The organism is Bdellovibrio sp. SBM16, assembly GCF_056175625.1.
Genome location: NZ_JBJKJG010000003.1, coordinates 1 through 26,205 on the forward strand (window position 1 = coordinate 1; position 26,205 = coordinate 26,205).

Annotated in this window: 26 protein-coding genes and 2 other RNA genes; 18 read left to right on the forward strand and 10 right to left on the reverse strand. The window is 44.2% G+C overall.

Going from position 1 to position 26,205, the window contains the following annotated elements:
* Window positions 1–160 precede the first annotated feature (160 nt).
* A complete protein-coding gene (locus tag AC04MM_RS04090) occupies window positions 161–427 on the forward strand; it encodes a hypothetical protein (RefSeq protein WP_475379053.1) in 267 nt (88 codons plus the stop codon).
* Here AC04MM_RS04090 and ssrA read toward each other — a convergent pair.
* Window positions 406–756: a transfer-messenger RNA gene (gene ssrA / locus AC04MM_RS04095) on the reverse strand. The two genes, AC04MM_RS04090 and ssrA, sit on opposite strands and share 22 nt — an antisense overlap.
* Before the next feature lie 486 nt (window positions 757–1,242).
* Between ssrA and AC04MM_RS04100 the strand changes: the two genes are divergently transcribed.
* The 8 genes from AC04MM_RS04100 to AC04MM_RS04135 all read left to right on the forward strand — a co-directional run bounded on the left by AC04MM_RS04100 (window position 1,243) and on the right by AC04MM_RS04135 (window position 9,300).
* Entirely contained in the window at window positions 1,243–1,971 is a 729-nt protein-coding gene (locus AC04MM_RS04100; protein ID WP_475379054.1) for a Crp/Fnr family transcriptional regulator, read from the forward strand.
* Window positions 1,972–2,049: 78 nt separating this feature from the next.
* A complete protein-coding gene (locus AC04MM_RS04105; RefSeq protein WP_475379055.1) occupies window positions 2,050–4,338 on the forward strand; it encodes a heavy metal translocating P-type ATPase in 2,289 nt (762 codons plus the stop codon).
* The gene (gene ccoS, locus AC04MM_RS04110) at window positions 4,335–4,517 is read left to right on the forward strand and encodes a cbb3-type cytochrome oxidase assembly protein CcoS (RefSeq protein ID WP_475379056.1); all 183 of its coding nucleotides are present in this window, start codon (window positions 4,335–4,337) and stop codon (window positions 4,515–4,517) included. Before AC04MM_RS04105 ends, ccoS begins: the two co-directional genes overlap by 4 nt.
* Window positions 4,501–6,651 carry a cytochrome-c oxidase, cbb3-type subunit I gene (gene ccoN / locus AC04MM_RS04115; protein WP_475379057.1) on the forward strand — a complete coding sequence of 717 codons (2,151 nt, stop codon included), beginning with the start codon at window positions 4,501–4,503 and terminating at the stop codon, window positions 6,649–6,651. The genes ccoS and ccoN overlap by 17 nt, the downstream gene beginning before the upstream one ends.
* A gap of 10 nt (window positions 6,652–6,661) precedes the next feature.
* Window positions 6,662–6,835, forward strand: a complete 174-nt coding sequence (locus tag AC04MM_RS04120; protein WP_475379058.1) for a cbb3-type cytochrome oxidase subunit 3 — start codon at window positions 6,662–6,664, stop codon at window positions 6,833–6,835.
* Complete coding sequence (locus tag AC04MM_RS04125; RefSeq protein WP_475379059.1) at window positions 6,825–7,355, forward strand: cbb3-type cytochrome c oxidase N-terminal domain-containing protein; 531 nt, start codon at window positions 6,825–6,827, stop codon at window positions 7,353–7,355. The genes AC04MM_RS04120 and AC04MM_RS04125 overlap by 11 nt, the downstream gene beginning before the upstream one ends.
* Entirely contained in the window at window positions 7,355–8,701 is a 1,347-nt protein-coding gene (ccoG, locus tag AC04MM_RS04130) for a cytochrome c oxidase accessory protein CcoG (protein ID WP_475379060.1), read from the forward strand. The genes AC04MM_RS04125 and ccoG overlap by 1 nt, the downstream gene beginning before the upstream one ends.
* Entirely contained in the window at window positions 8,698–9,300 is a 603-nt protein-coding gene (locus AC04MM_RS04135) for a sulfite exporter TauE/SafE family protein (RefSeq protein WP_475379061.1), read from the forward strand. The genes ccoG and AC04MM_RS04135 overlap by 4 nt, the downstream gene beginning before the upstream one ends.
* Here AC04MM_RS04135 and AC04MM_RS04140 read toward each other — a convergent pair.
* The 3 genes from AC04MM_RS04140 to AC04MM_RS04150 all read right to left on the reverse strand — a co-directional run bounded on the left by AC04MM_RS04140 (window position 9,297) and on the right by AC04MM_RS04150 (window position 12,716).
* Window positions 9,297–10,220 (reverse strand): TIGR02147 family protein, encoded by a 924-nt coding sequence (locus AC04MM_RS04140; protein WP_475379062.1) that lies wholly within the window; start codon window positions 10,218–10,220, stop codon window positions 9,297–9,299. The two genes, AC04MM_RS04135 and AC04MM_RS04140, sit on opposite strands and share 4 nt — an antisense overlap.
* A gap of 87 nt (window positions 10,221–10,307) precedes the next feature.
* Window positions 10,308–11,285 carry a hypothetical protein gene (locus tag AC04MM_RS04145; RefSeq protein WP_475379063.1) on the reverse strand — a complete coding sequence of 326 codons (978 nt, stop codon included), beginning with the start codon at window positions 11,283–11,285 and terminating at the stop codon, window positions 10,308–10,310.
* 117 nt (window positions 11,286–11,402) lie between these two features.
* Window positions 11,403–12,716, reverse strand: a complete 1,314-nt coding sequence (locus AC04MM_RS04150) for a hypothetical protein (RefSeq protein WP_475379064.1) — start codon at window positions 12,714–12,716, stop codon at window positions 11,403–11,405.
* A 150-nt stretch (window positions 12,717–12,866) separates the two neighbouring features.
* Here AC04MM_RS04150 and AC04MM_RS04155 point away from each other — a divergent pair, with 150 nt between their 5' ends.
* The gene (locus AC04MM_RS04155; protein WP_475379065.1) at window positions 12,867–13,835 is read left to right on the forward strand and encodes a serine/threonine protein kinase; all 969 of its coding nucleotides are present in this window, start codon (window positions 12,867–12,869) and stop codon (window positions 13,833–13,835) included.
* Here AC04MM_RS04155 and AC04MM_RS04160 read toward each other — a convergent pair.
* Window positions 13,832–15,343 (reverse strand): hypothetical protein, encoded by a 1,512-nt coding sequence (locus AC04MM_RS04160; protein ID WP_475379066.1) that lies wholly within the window; start codon window positions 15,341–15,343, stop codon window positions 13,832–13,834. The genes AC04MM_RS04155 and AC04MM_RS04160 overlap by 4 nt on opposite strands.
* A 203-nt stretch (window positions 15,344–15,546) precedes the next feature.
* The gene (locus tag AC04MM_RS04165; RefSeq protein ID WP_475379067.1) at window positions 15,547–17,043 is read right to left on the reverse strand and encodes a hypothetical protein; all 1,497 of its coding nucleotides are present in this window, start codon (window positions 17,041–17,043) and stop codon (window positions 15,547–15,549) included.
* A gap of 190 nt (window positions 17,044–17,233) precedes the next feature.
* Here AC04MM_RS04165 and ffs point away from each other — a divergent pair.
* The 8 genes from ffs (at window position 17,234) to AC04MM_RS04205 (ending at window position 22,638) form a co-directional block, all read left to right on the forward strand.
* An RNA gene (ffs, locus tag AC04MM_RS04170) (signal recognition particle sRNA small type) lies at window positions 17,234–17,332 on the forward strand.
* Between the two features lie 18 nt (window positions 17,333–17,350).
* A complete protein-coding gene (gene dnaX / locus AC04MM_RS04175; protein ID WP_475379068.1) occupies window positions 17,351–19,006 on the forward strand; it encodes a DNA polymerase III subunit gamma/tau in 1,656 nt (551 codons plus the stop codon).
* Window positions 19,007–19,012: 6 nt separating this feature from the next.
* Window positions 19,013–19,342 (forward strand): YbaB/EbfC family nucleoid-associated protein, encoded by a 330-nt coding sequence (locus tag AC04MM_RS04180; protein WP_475379069.1) that lies wholly within the window; start codon window positions 19,013–19,015, stop codon window positions 19,340–19,342.
* A gap of 3 nt (window positions 19,343–19,345) precedes the next feature.
* On the forward strand, window positions 19,346–19,960 hold the full coding sequence (gene recR / locus AC04MM_RS04185; protein ID WP_475379070.1) for a recombination mediator RecR: 615 nt from the start codon (window positions 19,346–19,348) through the stop codon (window positions 19,958–19,960).
* Window positions 19,961–20,554 (forward strand): GTP-binding protein, encoded by a 594-nt coding sequence (locus tag AC04MM_RS04190; RefSeq protein ID WP_475379071.1) that lies wholly within the window; start codon window positions 19,961–19,963, stop codon window positions 20,552–20,554.
* A 54-nt stretch (window positions 20,555–20,608) separates the two neighbouring features.
* Window positions 20,609–21,580: a quinolinate synthase NadA gene (nadA, locus tag AC04MM_RS04195; protein WP_475379072.1), complete on the forward strand. Its 972-nt coding sequence runs from the start codon at window positions 20,609–20,611 to the stop codon at window positions 21,578–21,580.
* On the forward strand, window positions 21,573–22,169 hold the full coding sequence (locus tag AC04MM_RS04200; RefSeq protein WP_475379073.1) for a 4'-phosphopantetheinyl transferase family protein: 597 nt from the start codon (window positions 21,573–21,575) through the stop codon (window positions 22,167–22,169). Before nadA ends, AC04MM_RS04200 begins: the two co-directional genes overlap by 8 nt.
* Window positions 22,170–22,257: 88 nt before the next feature.
* Window positions 22,258–22,638, forward strand: a complete 381-nt coding sequence (locus AC04MM_RS04205; RefSeq protein ID WP_475379074.1) for a hypothetical protein — start codon at window positions 22,258–22,260, stop codon at window positions 22,636–22,638.
* 17 nt (window positions 22,639–22,655) lie between these two features.
* Here AC04MM_RS04205 and AC04MM_RS04210 read toward each other — a convergent pair whose 3' ends face one another.
* From AC04MM_RS04210 to AC04MM_RS04225, 4 genes are all read right to left on the reverse strand, one after another.
* Complete coding sequence (locus AC04MM_RS04210) at window positions 22,656–23,339, reverse strand: hypothetical protein (protein ID WP_475379075.1); 684 nt, start codon at window positions 23,337–23,339, stop codon at window positions 22,656–22,658.
* Window positions 23,340–23,390: 51 nt separating this feature from the next.
* Window positions 23,391–24,071 (reverse strand): L,D-transpeptidase, encoded by a 681-nt coding sequence (locus tag AC04MM_RS04215; protein ID WP_475379076.1) that lies wholly within the window; start codon window positions 24,069–24,071, stop codon window positions 23,391–23,393.
* Window positions 24,072–24,203: 132 nt separating this feature from the next.
* Window positions 24,204–24,773, reverse strand: coding sequence for a hypothetical protein (locus AC04MM_RS04220; protein WP_475379077.1), 570 nt, complete (start codon window positions 24,771–24,773; stop codon window positions 24,204–24,206).
* A 71-nt stretch (window positions 24,774–24,844) separates the two neighbouring features.
* Entirely contained in the window at window positions 24,845–26,146 is a 1,302-nt protein-coding gene (locus tag AC04MM_RS04225; RefSeq protein ID WP_475379078.1) for a hypothetical protein, read from the reverse strand.
* Between the last annotated feature and the right edge of the window lie 59 nt (window positions 26,147–26,205).

Sequence of the window (26,205 nt, forward strand, 5' to 3'; positions counted from 1 at the left end):
TTTCTTAGCACCATTAGAACTTATCACATGGCGCGGTTTAAGGGGAGCAGGTCACTTGACCAAGACAGATATTTAAAACTTAAGAAACTTTGGTTAAAAGTCGGTAAGCTCTTCTGCAAAAGCCGTAATTAAATCGAACATCATGGCCCTTAAAGCGGCCATGAAAAAAGGGCAGCCCCATTTCAAAAAACGTCTTTTTGGAAATCTCTTTAACCAATTACTGGTCACAGAGAATGGCATCAAGGTCTTTTATGAATTGGAAGAGCAATCGAATTTGAATGGTTCTGAACGTCAGAAAAAGAAGCCATCGGACTCAAAGTCCGATGGCATTTCAATTTTCACCAAAAGTCTTTTCAGCCAACCCCTTGGATTTCTTGTGTCCAATGGTTCGCCTGTTGTTACGGTTGGTGGAGGTGCCGGGAATTGAACCCGGGTCCGCAAGAGATCCACAGAAAGGCGCTACATACTTAGTTCGTATTTTATTAAATCTTAAGAACCTCTACGAACAAAGTTTCTCAAGAAAATCCCCTGGGTAACTATTAAGACTTCACTCCAGAGAAACCAGTGAAGTCCGAGACGGCATTATCGTCGGCTTACCTATCGACACCGTCGATCAACTTGTAAACCGTAACAGAACTAAGCTGCTAATTGATAGTCGTTGTTTGCAACTAATAAATGCACATTTTTAACGAGGTCCACATGCGCCCCGGTATGCTCCCTTTGCTTCAGCACCCACGTCGAAGCCAGTACACCCCCACTTTGATGATGTACTTAATCAGTGTAACTTACTTTTCGTGAAAAAACCATGAACCCCTTGTGAAGGTTCTTTCACGAAAAACTTAACTTTGATTTGCTTGCAGATGCAGCGCGATGCAGGACCTGGCACCGATAGTGTTTTCGCTCTAAATCTGTCATCGCAATTTCACTTTTTGATCGAATTTTTATCGAAACTGTTATGGTGTCGAACAGACCCTTAGTCCGAACGCAATGCGTAATTTTCTCTGCGCGTAAACGAATCTTTAGTTATATATTTAATTATGAGAGGGAGTTATCAACTAAATCCACAGAGTTTTCCACAAAACACGGGTTTTTCCAGCGCCAAAGTGACCCTGAAATTACTGTGTCAGAAAATTTCAGTTTTTTGTCGGTGGTCTTAAAAATTAAGCAAAATCTCAAGTTAAGGCAAAGCTGATTTGTAGATATTTACACAACGAAAGCGGCAAAAAATGTTAAGATGGATGCATGTTACGAGCCGTAAAAAAACAGTCAGATGATGCCGACCCCTGCCACACAGAAACAAAAAATTCCTGTGAAACCTGTGGCCACCGTTTAACGAACATCATCTGCTCGACTTCACCAGAGGTTTGGCGCCTGCTCGAATCATCCAAACAGAAGACAACTTTTAAACCGAACCAAACCATCTTTTACCAAGGCAACGAACCGTTGGGTTTATTTACGATTTCTGCCGGTCTGGTCAAACTTGAGATGACCAGCGAACACGGCCACACCCACACGCTTCGCTATTTGGGCCCGGGCTCAGCGTTAGGCTACCGTTCTTTATTCGCCCACGAAGCTTACCAGGCAACAGCGGTAGCAGTTGAAGAATCGGAAGTCTGTTTTATTCCGAAAAACGTTGTTATGGATATCTTTAGAGATTATCCGCAGGTGACCTTAAAAATTTTAGAAGCGCTTTCAAAAGATTTACGGATCGCTGAAGAAAAATGGACATCGCAGATGGATAAAGGCGCTTCTGAACGCATCGCTGAAGCTCTTATTTTTCTGCAAGAGCACTTTACCCATCAGCATTGGACCCGCAAAGAAATCGCCGAATGGGCCGGCACTACGCCCGAAACCGTGATCCGCACCCTGGCGCAATTTGAAAAAGAAGGCTATATCGACCAATCCCAAGGTCGCGAAATCAAGCTTATTAACAAACAAAAGCTGATAGAAAAGCTACAGTCGTCATATTAATATTTTGCGAAACATGATCGCCATCATAATGGTGTGACCGGCAAAAAAGTTATTCTTTTCTTATAAAAGGAAAGAAGCATGCCGCTCGATCTGGTCAAAACTGTAAAAGTTAACTGTAAATATTGCGGAACTTTGTCTGCAAATACTTACTGCTGTCATGCCTGCGAAATGCTGGATGCGGGTTTTTCTGAACTGATTCGTAAGGCCGCACAAAGCGACTCGCAGTACGCTTACCTGGATTTAAATGAAAACCAGGCATTATACCAATTAGATAAAGACGAACGCCGCTTCAAATTTTTTATTCACGGTATTCAGTGTTCGAGCTGCGTACATTTATTAGAACAGATTTCCGAACTAAATACCCACTGTAAACTTTCACGTTTGCATATCGGTAGCTCTGAATTGTTCATCGAACTTGATGCTCAGGGAAAACTCTCAGAGGTAGCCGATCTGATCCGGGCTATGGGTTATGATTTTTCGATTATTAAAGCCAGCGAAAACAGCGATGACAAAATTCAGACTGAAACCCGCCAGGATTTAAAACGTATTGCTCTGGCTGGTGCCCTGGCCGGCAATATCATGCTTTTTTCAATTTCGATCTACACCGGCGTCACCGGAACTTTATTAACGGTTTTTAAATGGCTTAATTTACTTTTATTTTTACCGATTCTTTTTTACGTCGCGATTCCTTTTTACCGTGGCGCCTGGGGAAGTTTAAAACTGCGTAAGGTGCATATCGATCTGCCGATCGTTATTGCCCTGCTGACCAGCTCAGGCCTGTCTGTCTATAGTCTGATTTCTGGCGGCGATCAGTTTTATTTTGATTCGACAGCCAGCTTTATTTTTTTAATCCTGGTTGCACGTTTTTTTGTAAAAAAAGCACAACACCGCTTTTTGTCTCCGCAGAATGTTAACACCCAGATCCGCAACGAAACCTATGCCTTAGCCGACCATACGGCCACGGTTATCGCAGAAAACATCAAACCTTCGCAAACTTTTACCGTAAGCCAAGATCAGGTTATCCCGGTTGACGGGGTTCTGCTGTCTGACACGGCCCTGGTGGATACTTCATTTATGTCGGGCGAAAACGTGCCCTATACCTTTACCAAAGGTATGCGCTTATTTGCAGGCTACAAACTTTTATCAGCATCGATAGCCATGATCTGTGAAAAGCCGATCAATCAAACCCGCATCTCCGAACTGTTAGGAAAAAGCCAGCAAAGCCTGCTGGCAAAAAACAGCTACCTCAATTTAGCTGACCGCTTAGCCGAAAAACTTATTCTCTTTGTTTTTATTCTGGCTGCGCTGACTTTTATCGGCTTTGGATTTTTCATAGATTTTACCGAATCGTTTCACCGGGCCCTGGCATTAATTGTCGTGGCCTGCCCGTGCGCCCTGGCATTCGGAAGCCCGCTCACGATGGCCATGGCCTTTCGAAGTGCGCAGAAAAAAGGGATTTCGGTCAGAAATGCCAATGTCTTTGAAAAATTAAACACTGTACAAAATATCTTCTTTGATAAAACCGGCACCCTGACTTACGGTCAGCTGCAGGTCTGTGAAACCTGGCCAGAAAAATTAGATCAGCAGACCATTGATTTGATCATCGGCCTTGAGAAAATTTCGTATCACCCCGTAGCGTTCACTTTACGGTCACATTTTAAAACCTGGAAACAAGATATCCACTTTAGCGACCACAGCGAAGTCTTAGGCAGCGGCATCATCGGGCGCCTAGGCCAAGACACTTATGAATTAAAAACACTTTCATCAAACCTCATAGATGAAAGTATCGACATTGCCGTTGCATTATACCGTAACAAAGAAGTGCTTTGCCGTATTTACCTGCAGGATAAAATCCGCGAAGAGGCCACTGAAATAGTAGCCGCCCTGCGCGCCGACGGCAAAAACTGTTTTCTGATTTCAGGTGATAAAAAAAGAAAAGCTTACGCCATCGGAGAAAAATGCGGCCTTGTCCGCAATCATATTTTTTCTGAACTTTACCCTGAAGACAAAAAAGAGATCATCAGCCAATATCCGCACAGCTTAATGATCGGCGATGGTGTTAACGACACGCTGGCGATGAGCAGCAGCGAAGTCAGCATCGCCGTTAAAGGCAGTGCCGAAATTGCCTTAGCGAGCTCTGATATCTTCTTTTTAAAATCAGGCTTAAAACCACTGCTTGATCTGTTCAGCGTAAATAAAAATATTCACCGCACTTTAAAAAGAAATTTAACCTTATCACTTGGCTACAACGCGATTGCCGGTGCGTTAGCGGTTCTGGGTTTTATTAACCCGCTGTGGGCGGCAGTGTTAATGCCGGTCAGTTCATTGTTAATTTTAATTTCGACATTATGGGGATTTAGATCATGAACATTTTATTTCTGATGATACCCATGGCTTTATTACTGGGCATTTTTTTCGTCGGCATTTTTTTCTGGGCCGTAGGCAGCGGCCAGCTCGATGATCTCGAAACGCCGGCTCACCGTATTTTAAATGATAATCAAAAGACAACAAATAATGAAAGGCTCTCTCATGACCGCAAATGCTGATCATAGCTCTCAAACCGAACATATAGTCTACGATGACCAGATCGTTAAGTATTTTACCCTGGCTACTTTTGGCTGGGGTATTGCCGCCTTACTTTTTGGTTTATTGGCCGCACTGCAATTGGCTTACTGGCCAATGAACATGAATATGGAATGGGTCACCTTCGGCCGCTTACGCCCGCTTCACACCAATGCGGCGATTTTTGCTTTTGCCGGTAACGCGATTTTTGCGGGGATGTACTACTCAACCCAGCGTTTGTTAAAGACTCGCAACTTTTCTGATTTGTTATCTAAGATTCACTTCTGGGGCTGGCAATTTGTTATCTTATGTGCCGCAATTACCTTACCTTTGGGCTATACCCAGTCAAAAGAATACGCTGAGCTAGAATGGCCGATTGATATTTTAATCGCAGTGATCTGGGTTGTTTTTGCGATTAATTTTTTTGGTACCATCAAAAAACGCCGCGAAAAACATTTGTATGTCGGTATCTGGTTTTACATCGCCACCATTATTACCGTTGCGATGTTACATATCGTAAATTCAATTGAAATACCGATCACGCCGCTAAAATCACTTCCGGTCTGGGGCGGCATTCAGGATGCCCTTGTGCAATGGTGGTACGGCCACAATGCGGTCGCGTTTTTCTTAACCACGCCGTTTTTAGGTTTAATGTATTATTTCGTACCGAAAGCGGCGAACCGACCGGTTTACTCTTACCGCTTATCGATCATTCACTTCTGGGCCCTGGTGTTTATCTACATTTGGGCCGGTCCACATCACTTACTTTACACATCACTGCCCGATTGGGCGCAATCGCTGGGTATGGTTTTTTCGATTATGTTATGGGCCCCATCATGGGGCGGTATGATCAATGGTCTAATGACTTTAAAAGGTGCCTTTAAAGAGCTGATTCAAAATCCGGTGATTAAGTTTTTTGTCGCGGCATTAACTTTCTACGGAATGGCCACTTTCGAAGGGCCGTTGTTATCGATCAAATCAGTCTCTGCCCTTGGCCACTACACGGACTGGATCGTAGGCCACGTTCACTCGGGCGCACTCGGCTGGAACGGCATGCTTATCATGGGGATGATGCTGTGGATGGTTCCGCGCCTTTGGAAGACAGAACTTTATTCGACTAAATTAGCCGAAAATTCGTTCTGGATTTCATTAACGGGGGTTTTATTTTATTACGTCTCAATGACTGTGGCCGGGATTACCCAGGGCCTGATGTTAAACGGTGTCAATGCCGACGGCCAACTGATGTATCCCGACTTTGTCGAAACAGTAACTAAAATTGTGCCTCTGTACTGGGTTCGTGCAATCGGTGGGGCGCTGTTTGTCGCAGGTTATCTGATCTTTATCTATAACATGTACAAGACAATCAAACTTGCTCCGAAAGAGATCGCCGAGCCGGTTGTCAAAGTTACCCGCACCGGCTGGGATGAACAGACAAGCGATGGTCACCGCAAGCTCGAAGGTATGGGTTTGGCATTTTCGGTGTTAACTTTTATTGCCGTGCTTGTCGGCTCAGTGATTGAAATCTATCCGACCTTATCGCTGCATAAGTATGTCAACCCAGAACAGACGACAGAACCTTTTTCAGCCTTAGAAATCGCCGGCCGCGGTGTATACATCAAAGAAGGTTGTTACGTCTGCCACTCGCAGCAGATCCGACCGATCGCTGCCGAAGTTCTGCGTTATGGTCCGGCATCAACTATCGAAGAATCAATGTGGGATCGCCCGTACCAATGGGGATCAAAACGCACTGGCCCGGATTTAGCCCGCGTCGGAAAAAAATATCCTGATATGTGGCACTACGAACACATGATCAACCCGCGTGCGATCACCCCGAATTCTATCATGCCGAATTACCCATGGTTGATCGTAAACAACACTGATTTCTTATCCCTGCGCCGCGAATTTTCAGTGATGAAAAGCTTAGGAGTTCCGTACGACGATAACATGATTGCCAATGCAGATATCGAGGCACAAAAACAGGCTAAGATCATTGCCGAAGAGCTAGAAAAACAGGGCGCCCCGAAAGGTCTTGAAAAAAAAGAAATCGTGGCACTGATTGCGTATCTGCAGGCACTTGGTCAAAAAGCAAAATCAACCAAAACAGCTGAAAACAACTAACGAGGGTTCTATGAAACAAGAAGGCTTAAAATTTTTTACAGATACCTACCTGACTGTGATCGGATTTTTAATTTTCTTTTCTTATTTTATCTACGTCGCGGTAAATGCTCTGCGCGCGCCGAAAAATAAGGTTCAGGAATTTGCACAAATCCCATTTTCAAACGGGGATGAACATGGACAATAACTCACAACAACAAGACCAGACACAAGTCACCCATTCTTACGATGGAATTGATGAACACAATAACCCGATGCCGACCTGGTGGGTGTGGACTTTTATTTTGACCATTATTTTTGCCTTTCACTATTACATCCACTTTGAACTGACCAAACAAGGGCCAACGCTAACGCAAGAGCTGGCCGCCTCGATGGATGAACTTAAAACCTTACAAGCAGCCGCCGCAAAAAGGTTTCCTAACCTGAGCGAAGATGAACTTGAAGCTAAACTGAAAGATCCAAACTTAGTTAAGCTTGGGGCCGGCGTATTTCAGGGTAAATGTGCGATGTGCCACGGTGATAATTTAGAGGGTAAAATTGGCCCGAGCCTCACTGATAATGTGTGGATTCACGGCAACAAAAATTCAGAAATCGTTCAAACCGTCAGACAGGGTGTTTCGGCCAAAGGCATGCCACCCTGGGAAGGGCTGCTTAACGCCGACGAAATTTTCGGCGTCGTAGCTTTGATTAAATCAAAAGGCATGTAATGAAAACAAAACTTTCCAGCGAACATATTACCAGTATCGATGAGTACGGAAATCGCATTGGATTAAATCCCGCTGAAGTGAGCGGCTATTATCGCACCCGCAGAACGTGGGTGCAGATCTTTTTAATTTTATTTTTTTTGATCTTACCATGGATCAATATCGGCAGTTATCAGAGTATTCTGTTAGATATTCCAGCCCGTGAGTTTTATTTTTTTGGCCTCATGTTTAAAGCCCACAACGCACCACTGCTGCTGTTTTTGATCTTAGGCGGTGCTTTGACACTGGCTTTTGTCACTGCCGTCTGGGGACGTGTCTGGTGTGGCTGGACATGCCCACAAACAGTTTTTATTGATGGTATTTTTCGCCGCATCGAATTTATTATCGAAGGCAATTACATTGCCCGCCGGCGCCAGTCGGTCGAGCCGATGACGGCAAAACTTTTCTTTAAAAAAACCGTTAAATGGGCTCTTTTCTATTTTGCTTCGGCATTTATCGCCCACAGCGCACTGGCTTATTTTGTCGGCTCGTACTCATTTATCCAGATTATTAAAGACGGCCCGGACAGCCATTTTAATTTATTTATTTTTTCTCAGGTCGTTACTGCCGTTTTGCTTTTTGATTTCGGCTGGTTTCGCGAACAATTCTGCACCATCATGTGCCCTTACGGACGCATTCAGGGTTTATTGTTGGATAAAAAATCCATGAATGTCATTTATGATGAAAAGCGCAATGACTGCGTCAGCTGCAACCGCTGTGTCAACGCCTGCCCGATTGGAATTGATATCCGCAACGGCTTACAAATGGAGTGCATCGCCTGTACCGCCTGCATTGATGCCTGCGACGAGATCATGGAGAAGGTTAATAAACCAAAAGGTCTGATCAAGTACGGTAATTTAGAAAACACAAAGCCGACCTGGAAAACCCCGCGTGCTGCAATGTATTTAGCAGCCATCTTGCTCTGCCTTGCCGGTTTCAGTTACAGCATTATTTCGTTTCAACATTCTGAAGCTTTTATCTTGCGCTCTAAAACAGCGCCTTTTACTTTGCAGCAAGAAAACGGTGCAAATGTGGTGACCAATCAATTTCGTTTTCACGTCACCAATCAGACGGCTGATGAAAAAAAATACAAAATCGAAATTGTTAATAACCCTGCAGCCAGAATCACTTCGCAGTTCAGTATTTTAACTCTTAAAGGTAAAGCCAGCTTTGACTGGCATTTCTTTGTAACGATTCCGCAGAACCAGTTGGCTCACAAAAATAATCTGCAGATCCGAATCAGCGATGCGGAAAAACCAGAAGCATTTATCAAAGAATTTACCATCCAGTTCATAGGACCGGCGTCATGACCACTGATTACACTTTTATTTCGCTGCTCGGTGGATTTCTGGTCGCCGGTTTTCTCGGAAGCTGGCACTGTGCTGTTATGTGCGGCCCGGTGACCTGTTTGCTGGCTACAAAAAAACAACTGGTGTCTTATCAGTTTGGACGCCTGCTTTCTTATGTCAGTGCCGGAATTTTTGCCGGCAGTGTCTCTTCAGTTTTAATCAATTCTTATGACTGGCTCAGATATGCCTCGGTGGGTATCTTGTCGCTGCTGCTTATTGCCATGTTTTTTTTAAGATCCGAAAATGTACATATCCCCGGTGTGATTAAAAATATTTACTGGCAAAAACGTAACAATCCGTTTTTACTTGGCCTATTTACTTTGGCCTTACCGTGCGGCTGGCTGTACAGTTTTATTTTATCGGCCTTAGCCGCCCGCTCACCGGTAGCCGGCGGACTCGTCATGTTGATGTTTTGGTTATCGTCATTGCCGGCACTGTCTGTAGCGCAGCTTTTCTTAAAAAAATTAATCGATATCAACGACGTCAGACGCCAGAAAATCGCTTCTGTCGTCTTACTGGTTGCCAGCCTGTTTAGCCTGTGGGGTTTTTTAATTCACTAAGCGTCTAATTTTTTAGACGCATTAGACACCGGAAACAATTGCAGATTAAGTTGGTACACTCTTTCGCCTTTGCCGGCCGTGCGCGCGATGCTGTTGTCTTTGTGTAACGACTTACGCATTTGCCGTAATTTGAACTTGAGCTCTTCGAATTCAGCTTGCGTTAACGATAAGGTTAATGACCCGAACTCACGCTCTGTCGCCGAATCCTGGTATAACGACTCAAGCCCAAGATACATCAACTGCATCTGTAACTGGCGGATTAACGCTGACGGAATCTCCTCCGGCGCTTCTGACGGCTTGCCTTTAGCGATAACACCCGTCACCGGATCTTTTTGTAATTCGCCGCTCATTAATAAGTTTTTAAGGGCCTGATCAATTTCAGATTCAGAAGCTTTACCGCGCAGTAAGTCTTTTAATTTAGACGTTTCAAAAGTTACACCCTCTTGATCGACTAACGCGTAGATAATCCAGCCGATCCAGTTTGGAACTTTTTCGAACACCTTGCGGTCAAACTCGCCGTGTTTAAGTTTTTGCTGTACACGGTACTCAGATAATTGTTTTAAAGCGTAGTTGCGATCAGCCGGATCTTCAGCCTGATTAAACGTCACCAACAATTTAAATTCATCGCTCTGTGCTTTATTCAGACCGCAGGCTTTGGCAAACTTTGCCACCATATCCATAGACAGGTTACGTTTGCCTTCGATGATCATTTTTAAATAATTCGGCGATTTAATATCCGCTGCGGCTGAAAAAATCGCGTAGTTGTAGGGGCGCAGAGAACGTTTGGTCGACTCTTTTTTAAACTGATAAAAGTCAGCTAAAAACAAACGAAAATCCATGTAATCTGATAAAGTCGGCGGTAAAACCGAAGTAGTTGAAATCGCAGGATTTTGATTTAACTGAGTCGCTTGATTTTCCATATTTCTCCCAAGAAAAAGGCCCCATGAAAATTCATCTCATGCGGCCCTTGAGTTGACAATATTTTTCGCTAAAAATCTGTCAAAAAATTAGTGACGGCTTAAAACTAACGTCACACGTTGAACATACATATTGCCGCGGGTGTAAAGAACGATGCTGTTGGCAGCGCCGCCGATATCAGGACGGTTATGTAAGTATAACGACTGCTGAGTTGAGTAACGATCAAACTGTAATGTTCCCGAATTAAAGCCGTTAAGTAATAGATCTGCCAAAGCCACGTTGTTTTGCGCCTGTGCGTGAACGATCACTTGCTCGATACGGTAACCGCGGTATTGGTGTTCGTTAAAGTAATCACCTAAGTTGATGCGGTCATTTGAATACGTCGAACGGCTGATGTGTAAATCTAAACGTTGCTGACCATAACCTGGGTTATGTGGCGGCTGACCTGGGTAGTGCGGCGGAAGTGGTTCGTGCGGCTGACCTGGGTAGTTTGGATAATCAGGATATTGCGGCGGTTGTGGCTGGTGGTGACCAGTTTCACGGATCTCAATTGCGATCTCTTCAATAAATGTTGAGCCGCTGATGTACATCTCAAGTTCACGTGTCGAACCTAGCACAACTCTTTGGGTCGGGATAAGTTTGATACGTTTACCTGGATTTACTTGTGTCGCCACGTTACGGCCGTCAGCTAATAACTGAACTGTTGTCGTGTAAGGAGAATCCGGGCGGGTGCGGGCACGTACAGATACGATCTCGTAGCCGCGGTAATGAACGCCTAAGCCAGCTAAGCGGCGTAAGTCTAAAACTTCGTTTCTTACTGAGCGGCCGATGTAAACTGACTTAACTTCAGCTTGGCCATCATCATACCCTGGTAAGTTCGGGTGCCCTGGGTGATTTGGCTGACCAGGATAACCGCCGGGTTGGCAGTTTGGATCATATGGGTTGTCGCAAAGTGAATGATGGTCATCATCGAAACCATCAGCTGGAGCGATAGAAAATTGCGCATTTGACACCGATGCAACGGCTAGAATGGCTAAAAACGTTCTTTTAAATGAATTTGATAACATTTGTCCCCCTGTTATTTCGTACAAGGGGGTATAAAGCAAAGCTTAGGCCGAAAAATCAGGGCAAAGATGGCCCTGATTTAGTTAAGACGATTAAAAACTTAAACCCGGTTAATCGGATTAGAACTTAGGAATTTTATTTTCGAAGCTTGAAATTTCAGCAGTTGATAACGTCGCCTTTTGAAGACGTGATAACGTCAACCAAAGGCCGGCTTTCGATGAACCCGCCGATAAATCTAAACGCAGGCGCACATCACCTTTACCGTTGTTATTTACAAGCTTTGCTTCTTTAACCGCTTGGGCTAATTCTTGCGAACCGCCTGAAGTTAAATCGTAGTTTCTTGATAAGTCGTTTACTTTAGCGACATTAGTACCGGCAAACGTACCCGCATCTGCAACTAATAAAGCAAAACTTAATCCTACAACTTCATTATCATCAGCCGCAATTTTAACACCCATTGCTGATCTGCCGTTAACAACCTCAAACGATGACGTCTGGATGTAGGAAAGTTTCTGTGACGTTGTCGCCCCGTTAACTGTGTTTGTTAAATACGTTTTCCATAACTCGATGTTTGAACCTTGTGAACCTTCTTCGATAATGAAAAAACGATCAGCATAAGAGTTTCTGAAAATCACACGCACATAGGCACCTGATAACTTAATTTTAATGTATGCATTTTCACATCCGCCATCAGCATCAATACATTTTAAAAAGCCGCCCTGGTATTCTAAATCACCGTTTGTCGATGTTGGTTTTAGAATCTGACGATCCCCTGCATCTGAAGATTTACCTTGCAGTCGGTACGACGTGATTTTTTTTACGCCATCTAATGACTCATCTAAAGTTAAATCTACCACTGCACTGCCGGCCGTACGTGTTAATTTGGCGTTAACCACCGCTTTAGCCAGATTTAAATTCATCGTCTTCTGGTCGCCCGCTACTTTATTGTTATAGCTTCTGAACTCAGCCATCAAACCATCAGAGCTAGCACTTGAGAAATTTAATTTATCTAATTTACCACCGGTTTTTTCTACTTCAGTCACATCAAAATTGGCATTTACTGCAGCGTTTTGTTTTTTAGTCTTACCAGCTTGCGGTAAATTATCGGCACCACCCGATTGACCTGCCTGATCACCGGCTTTAGGTAATGGAGCCAAGCTGCCCCCCTGCCCTTTAGCAGCATCACCACCGTTAGATTTAGGTAATTCTTTAACGCCGTTATCGGCCGCCGGAGGTAAACCCGTCGGAAGCGGAGCACCCTGGCCATCGGCATCCGGTAGCTGATCAAGATTTTGCGTGTCTGATTGCTCCTGCGTTACTGTTGTACCACGAACATCACTGCGCGATTCTTTACTTTTACCACAACCGGTTGCAGTTATTGTAAAAGCCGCTAAAACAGCTACCGATAATAAAAGTGATTTTTGGTTCAACATTGAAGCCTCCACGTCCTAAAATTAAAACCTATCAGGTTGGAATGAAAGCAAGCCAAAGACCACAATTCACTAGCCTTAAAACGAATATATCGCTACTGTAGGCCGAAACTTGAGTTTTTCATTGTAAGATATGCAAGGGTGATTTGATCCATGACAGCTATTTCAACGGCCCCAACCGATCAGTTTTTTAATTTAGATCCGCATCTTATTTTAAAGTGCGCTGATCTAAACGGTTATTTGCCGACGGGCGAGATCCACCAGCTCAACTCTTATGAAAACCGCGTCTTTGAGATCAAGCTCGAAGAGCACAAATCTGTGATTGCTAAATTCTTTCGCCCGCAGCGCTGGTCAAAAGCCACCATCCAGGACGAACACGAGTTCTGCTTTGATTTACACGCCGACGGCTTATCAGTGGGTTTACCGCTGCGCTCGAGCCAAAACGGCGAAACCGTATTTAACGCCAATGGCATTTTATACTGCTTCTACGAAAAAGTACGCGGCCGCATGATGCAGGAAGTGCTGCTTACGCAGTTTGAAAAACTAGGCTCGCTCACGGCACAGCTGCATAACACCGGCGAAAAAAAAGAAGCCTTCAATCGTAATTTCTTCGGCCCCACCCAGGATAACAAGTGGCTGGTGCTCGATCAGTTAAACGACGTTATCGCACCTGAGATCCGCCCGCAGTATATTGATCTTGCCGAACATATCTTTAATACCCTTGATGAAAAGCTTGATCCGCAAAGCTTTATCCGCATCCATGGCGATCTGCACCGGGGTAACTTACTTGATAACGGTAAAAACGATATCACGATTGTCGATTTTGATGACTTTATCAATGGGCCAGTGGTGCAGGATTTCTGGATGATTTTTCCGGATCAGGATTTTGCGCCGACCAAAGAATTCGAATTATTTTTAAAGGGCTATGAGACGTTACGCCATTTTGACGACAAACAGTTAGAATTAGTTCCGTATTTACGCGCTTACCGGGTGATTTGTTATGCGGGCTGGATTTTAAACCGCTGGAATGATCCGAGCTTTCCGAAGATATTTCCTGAATTTAACACTTACAGATACTGGGCGGAGGAGTTTGATTCCCTCCGCAAGATTATCAAAGATTAAAATTCGTTACCGGCAACAACCACTGAGCGGGCTGCGGCTTCGTACTCAGCTTTAGCCGTGTTAGCTGTTTCGCGGATATTGCGGGCTCTGGCTTTGGCTTCGTCGATATCTTCAGCTTTAGCTTTTGCCGCTTCTAATTTTTTAACTTCTTCTTCAGCATCTTTAGCGTCTTTTTCTAAACGCTCGGCTTTTTCTTTTAGTCTGGCAACTTCTTTAGCCTTTGCATCTGCATCGTCTTGTTGAACCTGTGCCGGTTGTGAAGCTGCATCAGTAGGTTTAGCTGTTACGACTACTTCGACCTGCGCTATGCCTGAAGCTACTACCGTGCTTGAAGCGGCTGCTTGCTGTTGTTCAACTTTTTGAGCTGTGATTTGATTTGCTTCAGCGATCATTTGCGCTGTGCCAGAAGCTAAGTGCTGCGCCTGTGGCGAACCCGCTGGTTGTGCCGCTGTTAAATCAGCTGCTGTAAACGTGGTCGCCGAAGCTGTTGCTGATGCTGCGGCATCTGCACCCTGAGTTGATACTACCGCGGCTTCAGAAGTGCCACCGGTTACTTCAGTTGCAACCTGTACCGGAGCTGAAGCGATACCCGTGCCCAAAGCTTTAGTGATTTTTTCTACCGATAATTTTGTTACGTCTAAGTTTAAGCACAGCAAGCCGATTAATTCAGATTCTTTTTCAGCTTGCGAAATTTCAGTCGTTAATACCGTCGCTTTACCAGTGAAGTCTTCTTTTAACGATTCTAAATCAGCTTTTTCAGCCGCTGATGCCTGCGTGATTTTTAAAGTCGCGTCAACGTTTTCGTCGATTTCTAAACCTTCACCGGTAAAAGTACAAACTGTCGAAGAAGCGGCTAAAGCCTGGTTTAATGATGACGTCGAAGATTGAATTTCACCCTCAACTAAGAATTTACCGCCGTTTGTATTTTTAGCTAACACTAACTGACGTGCGTCTTTCGACATTCTTAATTCTTTGCCGATTAATTCTGATTCAACCTGTTTAGCATCTGCTTTGGCTTTATCGTCTGCCTTTGCTTCATTAGCTAACTGGCTTTCTAACTGAACTTCAGTTTCTAATTTTTTAGCTAAACCTTTACACGCACTGTGAACAGATGAAGCCATGTAAGCGTTAGATAAATCTTTAACACCGTTGTCACGGTAACAGCCTTCATTTGGTTCAGCTTTTAATAAATTAACGACTTCTTCACATTTATCTAATGTTTCAATACCTAATTTTCTTTTTGCTTCTTTATCGGCGTCTGATGAATCAGCCGTGATGACCATTTTAGCTAATAAACCCTGATTATTATAGATTTTAGTATAAGCTTCGATAATTTCTTTCGAGCAAACTTTTGTAGGTAACTTGGCTTTTTCAGTAACGACATCTGATTGTGTACCACCAGAACCACCTGAAGGACGAACACGTCTTTTATCCGGAGCTTTTTGACAATTCACGATGAATGTCGTTGATACAACTAAAGCTGATAATAGACCGATTGATTTTTTCATACCTGTTCTCCTAAAAGTTAAAAACTCTTGTAACAAGGCTAGGTAGTTCAAGAACCAGTCCAACTCTGCGGGCTATTGTTAAATTTGTTTTAACAACTTGAAAGTGGATTTAATCGCTTTTCGACAGTGATTTTCTCAAACTGAGACATATTCACTGTCGAATTTTCTGACAGGTAAAAACAAAAATGGTTATTAATTTACTGTTAATAAACGCGGTTTAAACAGTTCCAGTTCATCTTTAATTGGTTACTTAAAATCGAAAAACTATGGGTTAATTCCAGACACTTCGGGCGATTTAATTGCCCCAGGTCCAACATCTTCGAATAACAAAACCACAACATATCGTCTGAGTTTTCCGGATCGTGATTGCGTGATTTAGCATACTGGCAGGCGGCAATATCTAACTGTGCCCAGTTATCCGTTAAACAGGCCCAGTCATGGCGGCCCGATCCATCACCGCGCAAACAACGCATCGCCGGAGTGCCTACTAACGGCTGAGCTTCACCGCGACATTTATTTAAATAATCACGGTACTCACTCTGCGCGATTTTTTGTTTTGCAGTTTCTGGCAGACTTAAGCTTTTTTGTTCTTTAAAGATTTCACACAGCTGATCAGCACTCACGTAATCAACAGGCTTGGTCAAAATACCGTTCACGATTTTTAACACTGATGTGGTGTGTACATCCTGGGTGATCACGTTAAATCGTTTTAAAAAATTCAGCGATTTTAACTGAATCGCAGATAATCCCACGGCGGTTTTAATAATATCTGCATACGTTGTAAGAAGTCGTTCACGCACTGCCGGTTCGTTTAAAATAACCTGTGACAACGAGCTATTTAGCTGCTGGCGAGTGATAAAATCCCAGTATTTTCTGATCGAACTTTGCGTAGCTAGAATATTTTTCCAAGCGGCCATGGCGCTGTAGGGATCAGATGACAACGCGCCTTTTAGATATTCATCGGCTGCGGTTGGCGCCGGATTAATCACGCGCATATTGTTCTTGGCAAACTGGGTAAGCAGTGCTTTTTGTCCGATGCCGGTCGACATTTTTTCGGCCTGAGTTGAGTGGCTAAAAGCGCGCTGCAGTTTCGGCTCGGCCTGCACCCCTAACGGACCGGTCGAATCAAAACCGGCGATCATTTTTGAATTAATAAAAATCTGAGTCATGATTTCGCCCATACTCTGGCCGAAATTAAGGTATCTTGCCGATGCCACGTTCTCGGCTAAATTCAGAGGGAAACCGTCGTTAATCAATACGCGTAAGTACTGATCGATGGTTCTGTGATCTTTGATTTTTGACGCCAGCGTATTACACCCCATCAGGTACACAGCCTGTGCATCTAAAATATTGCTGCAGCTTCGGTTTTCGCGCGCAGCGATCATCTCCTGCACCGATAGTGTTGACGACTTACCGCCTTCGCCGAAAAATAATCCGCCGAAGTGGCCCGACATTAATAATATGTCGCACTTGATTTGCGAGTTACAGGCACTCTGAAACCAGCGCGGATCTTTGTTAGCAGGGGTTAGTTCGACGACATCATACCCAAGCGGCACCAAGTTCTTGGTAAAAACCGTGCGCTCGTTTTCAGAATTAAAAGTCATGGCACAAATTGTTTTGCCCGCGGCGTTTGCTACTGCCGTAGCTGCAAAACCCAGCAAAAAAGCTAATAAACTAACCAATCTTAAATTTGTTTTCATGTGACTCCTTTAACCGCGACAGGTTTAGCGAAAAGCTTGCCACGGTGAGGGGCATTTTAGGGGGTTTGACGGCGCAAAAGTGGAAACAATATCTACAAAGTAACATTCTAGTTGGGCCCGCTTAACAATCTGCTCTGACCAGGGGTGTTAATCACTGCTCCCAGAGGGGAATTCAGTTAAACCCAACAATGGCTGGGTCCCATACGATTGACTCTTTAATGAATTCCGCTAGGTCCGGAAGGAAGCAACGGTGTTTAAAGAGCTTTGCGATATGGGGTGCCCAGCTCTTTTTTTGAGGGGTTAGTTTTTGTCGTATCAAGTCTTTGCCCGTAAATATCGACCACAAACATTCGACCAAATGGTTGGACAAAGTCATATTTCGCAAACCCTGATCAACGCCATCAAAACTGGTCGTGTTCCACATGCGATGTTATTCACTGGTCTGCGTGGAACAGGAAAAACAACTTCAGCCCGTATCCTGGCTAAAACTCTCCGCTGCGAAAATCCGGTTAACTTTGCTCCGTGTAATGTTTGTCCTTCATGTGTTGAAGCCAACAGTGGCCGTGCCGTTGATATAATCGAAATCGACGGTGCTTCGAACAACGGTGTCGATGCGATCCGTGATCTGCGCGACAACGTGATGTTCATGCCGACGTCAGGCAAATACAAAATTTTTATTATCGACGAAGTTCACATGTTATCGACTTCGGCGTTTAATGCCTTACTTAAAACTCTGGAAGAACCACCGGCGCATGTGATCTTTATGATGGCGACAACTGAGGTGCATAAAATTCCTCAGACGATTTTATCGCGCTGCCAGCGTTTTGATTTACGCCGTATTCCGTTTAAACAACTGACCGGCCTGTTAAAAAAGATCTGTGATCTAGAAAACATCGAAGCCGACGAAAAAGCGCTGTGGCTGATCGCCCGCCAGGGTGACGGTTCAGCCCGTGATAGTTTAAGCCTGTTAGACCAAGTGGTGAATTTCACCACCGGCAAACTTTCGGAACAAAACGTAGCCGGAGTTTTAGGTTTAACCGACCGTGGTTTGATCTATGATGTGTTTGCGCACCTGTTAGAGCGCGACCCAAAAGCAATTATCGCAGATCTGGAAAAAGCGCACACCATGGGTACAAGCCCATCGTTGTTTTTTGAAGAGCTCATCCAGCTATTACGTCACACCATCGTGTTAAAAACCGCACCGGACAATGAATCTTTAATCGATCTCCCAATTGAAGAAGCACAGGTTTTAAAAGAATTTGCGCAGGCGCAGTCAGACTCAGATTTGCATATGCTGTTTGATATGGCGCTAAAATCGTTAGCGGATTTGGTGCGCGCCACTGACCCATTTATGGTTTTTGAAGTTTGTTTACTTCGCATGGCGCAGGCGCCAAGAATTGCCGATATTCAGAATTTGTTATCCGGTGTGCAGGTGCCCCCGGCCCAACCACAGGTGGCCACCGGCAGTCAGGCAGCAATCATCCCAAAGTTTCAAGGACTCCCTAAAACAGAGTCCGCCCCACAACCACCGCCAAAACCAGAACCGGTTAAAGCGGCCAAACCTGCGCTGAATGCTGAAGGTTGGATGAAGTTTGTCACTTACCTTAAACAAGAAAGTGCGTTCTTGGCGGCGAAATTAGATAATATCGTTTTTGCCGGCCTAAATGAGAAGCACTTAACCCTGCAAGCGGCGGCACAATTTTCGTTTTTAGCCGAGCAAATGGCTCAGACAGAAACTCATCAAAAATTACAAGGTTTTATTGATTCGTTCTTTGGAGAGGGCTACACTTTTACTGTTGTTAAAGCCAAAGTTGCTTCAGGGGATTCGGCTAAAAGCATGAATCAAAAAATCGAAAAAGAAACTGAAGACAAAATAACAACTGAGATTATGCAAGACCCGCGTGTGCAAGCTGCTCAACGAGTCTTCAAAGCTCAGGCAAAAATTATCTCAAATAAGGAGTAGTTCGCTATGAAAGGTTTCGGCGGAATGAACGGCATGGCTGGCTTAATGAAACAAGCTAACCAAATGCAAATGAAAATGAAAAAGCTTCAAGAAGAATTAGCAACGCGTGAATTCACCGGCACAGCTGGTGGCGGCGCAGTTACAGCTAAAGTTAACGGCGAAAACAAAGTTTTGGCGTTAACAATCAATCCTGATGTGATCAAATCCGGCGATGCTGAAATGTTACAAGACCTAGTAACTGCAGCAGTTAACGACGCTTTAAAAACTGCCAAAGATGAATCTTCAAAAGAGATGTCAAAAATCACTGGCGGCATGAATATCCCGGGAATGTTCTAATCGATGTTACACATTCCTGCTTTGGAAAAATTAGTGCATGAGCTTTCTAGGCTCCCCGGCGTTGGCCCTAAGACGGCGCAGCGTCTGGCGTTCTATATTTTAAAAAGCAAAGAATCTTACCCCGAAAAATTATCTGAGGCCTTAATGCGCGTTCAAACCGAAGTGCATTCTTGCCCGGAGTGTTTTAACTACACCGACCGCGAACTTTGCAAATTCTGCGAAGACGCGCATCGTGGGAATGACTCGATCTGTTTGGTTGAAGAGCCTTCAGATATTTTCCGTATCGAATCTTCAGGTGCTTTCAGAGGCCGCTACCACGTACTTCACGGCGTAATTTCGCCGTTAGAGGGTATCACCGCTAAAGATTTAAAAATCCAGGAACTGATGTATAAGATCGAAAAAGGTCTTAACGGCGAAGGCCCGGTGATCAAAGAGATTATCTTAGCCCTGGATGCTGACCTGGAAGGCGATACCACCGCTTTATACCTTGCTAAGATCATGCAGGGCAAAGGCGTTAAACTTTCTCGTATCGCACATGGCATTCCATTAGGCGCCGATATTGATTTTATCGACGATCGCACCATGGGCCGCGCTTTAGAGAACAGGATTGAACTCTAGATGTCTTTATTTAATTACAACGCTAAAGAAATTCACTGCAAGATTGTTTACTACGGACCATCCTTGGGCGGCAAGACCACCAATATCCAGTGGATGTATCAGTCTTTAGCGCAAGATCAGAAATCAAAGCTGATGGCTTTAAACACTGAGATCGAACGTACTTTGCTGTTTGATTTTTTACCGCTGGATATCGGTGAAATTCGTGGCTTTAAAACACGTTTTCATGTTTACAGCGTTCCAGGCCAGATTGTTTACGATGCAACCCGTAAGCTGATTTTACAGGGCATTGACGGCATTATTTTCGTAGCCGACTCGCAGGCCGATCGTTTAGATGAAAACCTGCAAGCTCTGGATAATTTAGAAAAAAACCTGACCCAGCAGGGCTACGACATCAAAGACATTCCGTTAATTTTACAGTACAATAAACGTGATCTTCCGACGGCGTTACCCATCACTGAACTTCGCAAGCACTTAAACCGTTTTAACGCCCAGGAAATCGAAGCTTGTGCCTTTGAAGGTAAAGGTGTACTTGAAAGCTTCAAGATGATGTCAAAGTCGATTATTCAGACTCTCAAGGGTGGCGCGACGATTTAGTCTTCGGACGAAGTTACCATCCTGGCGTCAGACTGATTTTGGGGAACAGCCAGTATGAACGATGCTCAGTTAATTTTAGAAATTAATAAATTAAAAAAAGACAAAGACGTGGCTCTATTGGCCCACTACTACGAAGATGGCGTGATTCAGGATTTAGCCGACTACGTGGGTGATAGCTTTTATCTGTCTAAAATGGGCCAGCAGGTTCCCAATAAAAACATTCTTTTAGCCGGCGTTGTCTTTATGGCCGAAAGCGTGAAGATTTTAAATCCGGAAAAAACTGTACTTGTTCCTGACATGGCTGCAGGCTGCTCGCTTGTTGAAGGTGCACCTTACGATAAGTACTTAGCCTGGCGCAGACAATATCCAGACGCGATTTGTGTAACTTACATTAATTCATCAGCTGAAGTTAAATCGATCTCTGATGTGATTATTACATCAAGCAACGCCAAACAGATCGTTGAATCAATCCCTAAAGACCGAAGAATTTTATTCGGCCCGGATCAGCATTTAGGTAAGTGGTTATCAAAGCAGTTAAACCGTGAATTTATCTTATGGCCGGGAGCTTGCCAGGTGCATATTTTATTTAATGCCGGCCGTTTACAAAAATTAATCCAGGAAAATCCGGATGCCCTTGTTATCGCCCACCCTGAGTGTGATGACGAAATCTTAATGCACGCAACCGTAATCGGTTCGACTTCGCGTTTATTGGAAGAAGTTCAAAAAAACAAAAGCTATAAAAAGTTTATCGTCGCTACCGAAACCGGAATCTTTCACCAGATGCAGAAACTGCGTCCCGACGCTGAATTAATTCAGGCACCGGTCGTCGATGAAAATTGCATGTGTAACGACTGCCCGTTTATGAAAATGAATAATCTTGAAAAAATCCATCATGCACTTACGACGTTTAAACCAGAAGTAAAACTCGATGAAGCATTAAGAACTAAAGCTTACGCCTCGTTAGACCGCATGATGAAAATTACAAGCAACAACCCTGTAGAATGGCCAGCCCAGTTTAATGATTAATCCTGAAGTGGCCAAACAGCCAACCTTTACCGATCTGTTTAACCAGTTTGCGGCTTTCGTTGAACGCGACAGCGGTCTTATGGCCTCAGGGCTTATCTTAGAAGAATTCAGTTCAAGTAATCCTGTGTACCGTTTAAATATCCGCATGGGGATTGTTGAGAGCAATGTACTAAGCAAAGAAGAAAACGATTTACTGCTAGATTTAACCAAGCGTCCGAAAACCAAAGACTGGAACTTTTCGATTTCGCACTCAGATAAAATCGGCGGGTATATTCAGTCCGATCAAGTTATAGGAATGGATATCGAGCGCAGCGAGCGTGTGCAAAGACGAATTATCCAGCGTGTGTCGACAGAAAAAGAAATGGCCGAGGCACCGGGCCCTGATTACCTGTGGACTGCGAAAGAAGCCGTATTCAAAGCTTTATCGCTTGAAGTGATGTCACAGGCCGTAGTTGGCAACTGGCAACCGACGACCTTTGATAATACCTTCAAATTTAGTGCGGTAGCTCCAAATGGTCTCACTTTGAAGCATAATTTAGGCTATACCCAGCGTATATTAGACCACAACTGGACAATCTTTTTTTTCTAAAATCCCTTTAAAAATAATTTAACATTCCGGCCCTCAACCTAGGTCGGGTAACCCCCGATGAGCTTGTTAGTAACGGAGGATACACACTATGGGTGCATCACAAAGAAAATTCAGACAGGCGCCTCGCAAAGAAGTTGTGCCACTAACACTGGACGCTTTTTCTTCGATGGAAAGTTTAGAGAAGATTGCAAAGTACGGTGAGATCATCGAAGCCTCAGCCTCGGGGATTTTAATTAACTTCAAGCGTGAAGACTTTATCAAAAAAGAATTACGCTCGAATTTAAATTTAGACTCTTTAGTTGGTCACAAAGTATTTTTCACGATTCATGAAATGGATCTTGAAATATCTGGAACAGTGGCGCGCACAAAATTTTTAGGTAAAAAAGGCTTCCAGGTCGCTGTCGATTACAGCTCTGATGCTCCTGAATACTGGCGCGAATGTTTGATTGATCTACTGCCAAATTCATAAGTCACGGCATTGCCGTGCTAATGAGTCGAGGCTGGTCTTAACAGATCAGTAAATTTAGGCAAGCCCTGTTCACTGACAAGAACCACCGAGTAATGCGGTGGTAAGAACCAAGAGATGGCCTCTGCGATGCCCGCATGTTCTTTCTCTGGCGGGTTACCCAGGGATTCAAGCGAAAACGCCAAGTCATAGTTTTTCTGATCCGGAGATATCATTAAGATTTTCGGATTAAAAACAGTCTGGTCATTAAAAAAATCTTTTAAAACTTTACGTACATACAGAGGTAAATAAGCTTCAGTCGGTTCACCACTGAAGATCTGCTTGTTGTCGTATTCAACTTTACCTGAAGCTTGCGCCAGATCAGGGCGTATGAAAAATCCGGTTTCAATAAACGACCAGATCATACCATATGAAAATACAAAATCAGGGTACGGTTCACGCTGCGGGTTAACCACTAGGCCGATACCTTTGGTTGATAACCACTTCATGATTTTTTGTGATGATTCTATATGATCGCCGTTAAACTGGGTTTTATTATTGGCGGTTAAAGTCTGGCACATTAAGTATGGCCAGCCATCCGGGCCCTGTTGCGGGTCGTTTGAGATTAATCCAATTTCGACTTCAGAGAACAACTTAAAAAATTTCTCATCCCAGTTGAAGTTACGGTCTTGTTCTTTAACTTTTAAGTGCTCTTGTAGGCTCACTGATCTATTCCTTTTAACAAACGCGGTTATTTAGCTATCCCGTTTGCGCGACTATTTCGCGACGTTTTGTACAATAACTAAAGTTCTGAAACCTTGCCAGCGAACAGTGTCGCCTTGTTTCGTTTTAGCGACTGTGCCATCACGGTTTACTTTAGGAACCAAACCTTTGCCAGCCTTTTGCACATATGAAAATAAAACCGGGGCATGATTTGGATGCATTCTTACGCAACCACCGGAAGCCCGGCGGCCTAGCTTAGCCTCAGTACCGGCCGGAGCCTGGTGGGTAGCGATTCCTGATTCGAAAAATACCGCATACGGCATCCATGTTTGCCAAAGATTGGAAAAATAATTTTCATCTAAGGTATCGACATCGAAATAGCCAACCGGTGTTGTTGACCAGTAGGCACGTTTTGAACAGTGATCTTTTTTCGGCTCCTGGCCAGGACCACAGCCTTTTTCGTATTCTTCCCGCCCTGAAGAAATTTTTGTTAACATGATGACTTTTTGATTTTGGTAAACACGTAACGTCTGGCGGTCATTGCCTTCGTTGGCTTTGTTGATCACAACGACTAACGCAAATTCTTTTAACCATGGGTAAGTCTGAAAATCTGATTCGTTAAACTGGCGGGCGGTAAAATCGGCCGGTACAGTTAAAGTATCAACTGCCGGATCCCAAACCTGAGCTTGAGTTGTTAACGCAAAAACCGTAGCTAAAATAAAGGCTTTAATCATAGGCTCCCCCAGAGCTAAACAAAGCCAAAAAATAAGAAATTATAAGCTCAGAGGCAAACCGTAAGTGCCTCGGTGAAGCTGCATTTGAACATTTTACACAAGCGTGAAGATCTGGAGCCTATTAGCGGCTTTTTAGAACTTATAAACGATGGAAAAATTCGGATAAATCATGGTTTTGGTATTCGAATCCTGAGTCAGAGTCGTCGAATTTGTGATTTGCTCATTATACGAGGCCTGGTGGTAAACAAGTTTTACCCCAACATTTAATTTACCTCTGACTTTCGGTAAAAATCCGAACTCACCTTTTAACGAAGTTCCGCGCCATTCGGCTTCGCCGGCAACTCCGGAAAACTGGGCTTTGGCTAACAGGTTATACGCTAAACCCAAATACCAATCCTGCTCACGGCCAAACATGTAAGTAAATTTCGGACCGGTTTCGGTCGATGAATACGTTGTCTCGCCGGCTGCAGTATCATCAGATGTGGAAACACCAGAGTAGTTCCAACCGATCCCCAAAAGCTTGCGGCCTTCCGAAGTCATTAGCACGGCAAAATCATAGATCGTTCGCGAATAAGTTGAATCACTCGTCGAAGCCAGATTGTCGTTAAAATAAAATAACCCCATTTCAGCAACCACAGCTTTTGCTGAGACCGAGGTAAATAGAAGTGCGGCAAATACGAATGAAAAAACTGATTTATTCATCTCTTAATTCAAGCAGATTTCAGCAAGGCTGGCAAAGTCCAGCCCCAGCCCTTGGTCTGACAAATCATCGCTTATTGAGCAGGTCCGTACGCCACCGGTAACGCCGGTAAGTCTAAGATCTCTTGCATACGATCGTGGTTAATACGCGGGTTGTTACTGCCGCAATCAACGCTTGCTAACGGCACCCACAAGAAATCCGGATTACCTGAGGTCCAAGTACCTGTTAATGTTCCGTTGTCACCTTCTCTTAGACGGTAAGAGTACGTGCGTGTATAGAGCGGAGCCGTACCCGGCGTTTGCGAAATGCCGCTATCGTACTTGTGCATTCTGAGTTTTGCGATGACCGCGAAAGTATTAACACCGGTTCTTCGGATATCCATCGTGTAGCCGGAAATAATATGGTTATCTACCGGTGCATATTGTTTGTAATCAACAGCCACTGGTTTTTTAAGTGTGCCGATGTAATAACGTAAGGTGTTGTGAAATAAGGCCGGATTAATATCACGCGGATTACTGCCACTACCCCGGTAGCGTGAACCAAAAAAAGCGACCTTTGCACAGTAGTCGACTTCAGCTAATAACCCCTTCTGGTCTGAAACTGAAAATGTCACGCCTGATCGTGAATCGTATTTAGGAAATGCCGGCTCAGCACGTAACACTGAACTTGCCGCCCACCCGTTACAGTGACCCTCCCAAACAATTCCGTGATAACGGTGATTTGCGTTTTCCCACGATTGTGTTCCCGGACTTGAACCGGTTCTCGCTCTCACAAAGCGGTCGTATTTGGCCATTGGGGATTTTGAACCGTTGGATAAACGGCGGCCATTGTAAGCCCACCAGTAACCACGCCACGGTTTAATATCAGCGTCTTCACTGATTACGCCCGTCTCGAGTGCTAAGGTGCTAATACTGTCAATCGAGGCTAATACCGAGCGTGAGGTGGATAACACGCGCAGTGCTTCGCTGGCCGAATGCAAGAATTCTTTAGATAGAAGTCGCGACGCCGACGACGTTGGCATACCTCTGGGTTCTCTGTACGGAACAGAAAATGGATTAAAATCTTTTGCTAATACTTTATGAACTGATCGCACGCCTTTTTTCATCGAGGCGTGAGTCATGACACCATCCGGATCAATGGTAAATGACAGCTCCGGAAGAACTTTGTCGGCATCGGCATTAAAAACGAACAGAGTGCCCTGCGGAGAACTTAATTGTTGATAACACCAGGTTTCTTTTTTCTCGACGACCATGGCAGCTGCTTCTGGCCCTGCCGGCACGGTATAAAGATAACAATTTGGTGTCGCATCAGCAAAAGCATGGGCCGAATAAAGCGAAGCAATGATAACGACAAATCGTCTAATGAATTTGAACATAAGAACTCCCTGAAGTTTTGATGAGGTGTATCACCAGTCAGAACAGCAAGCAGGAGGCC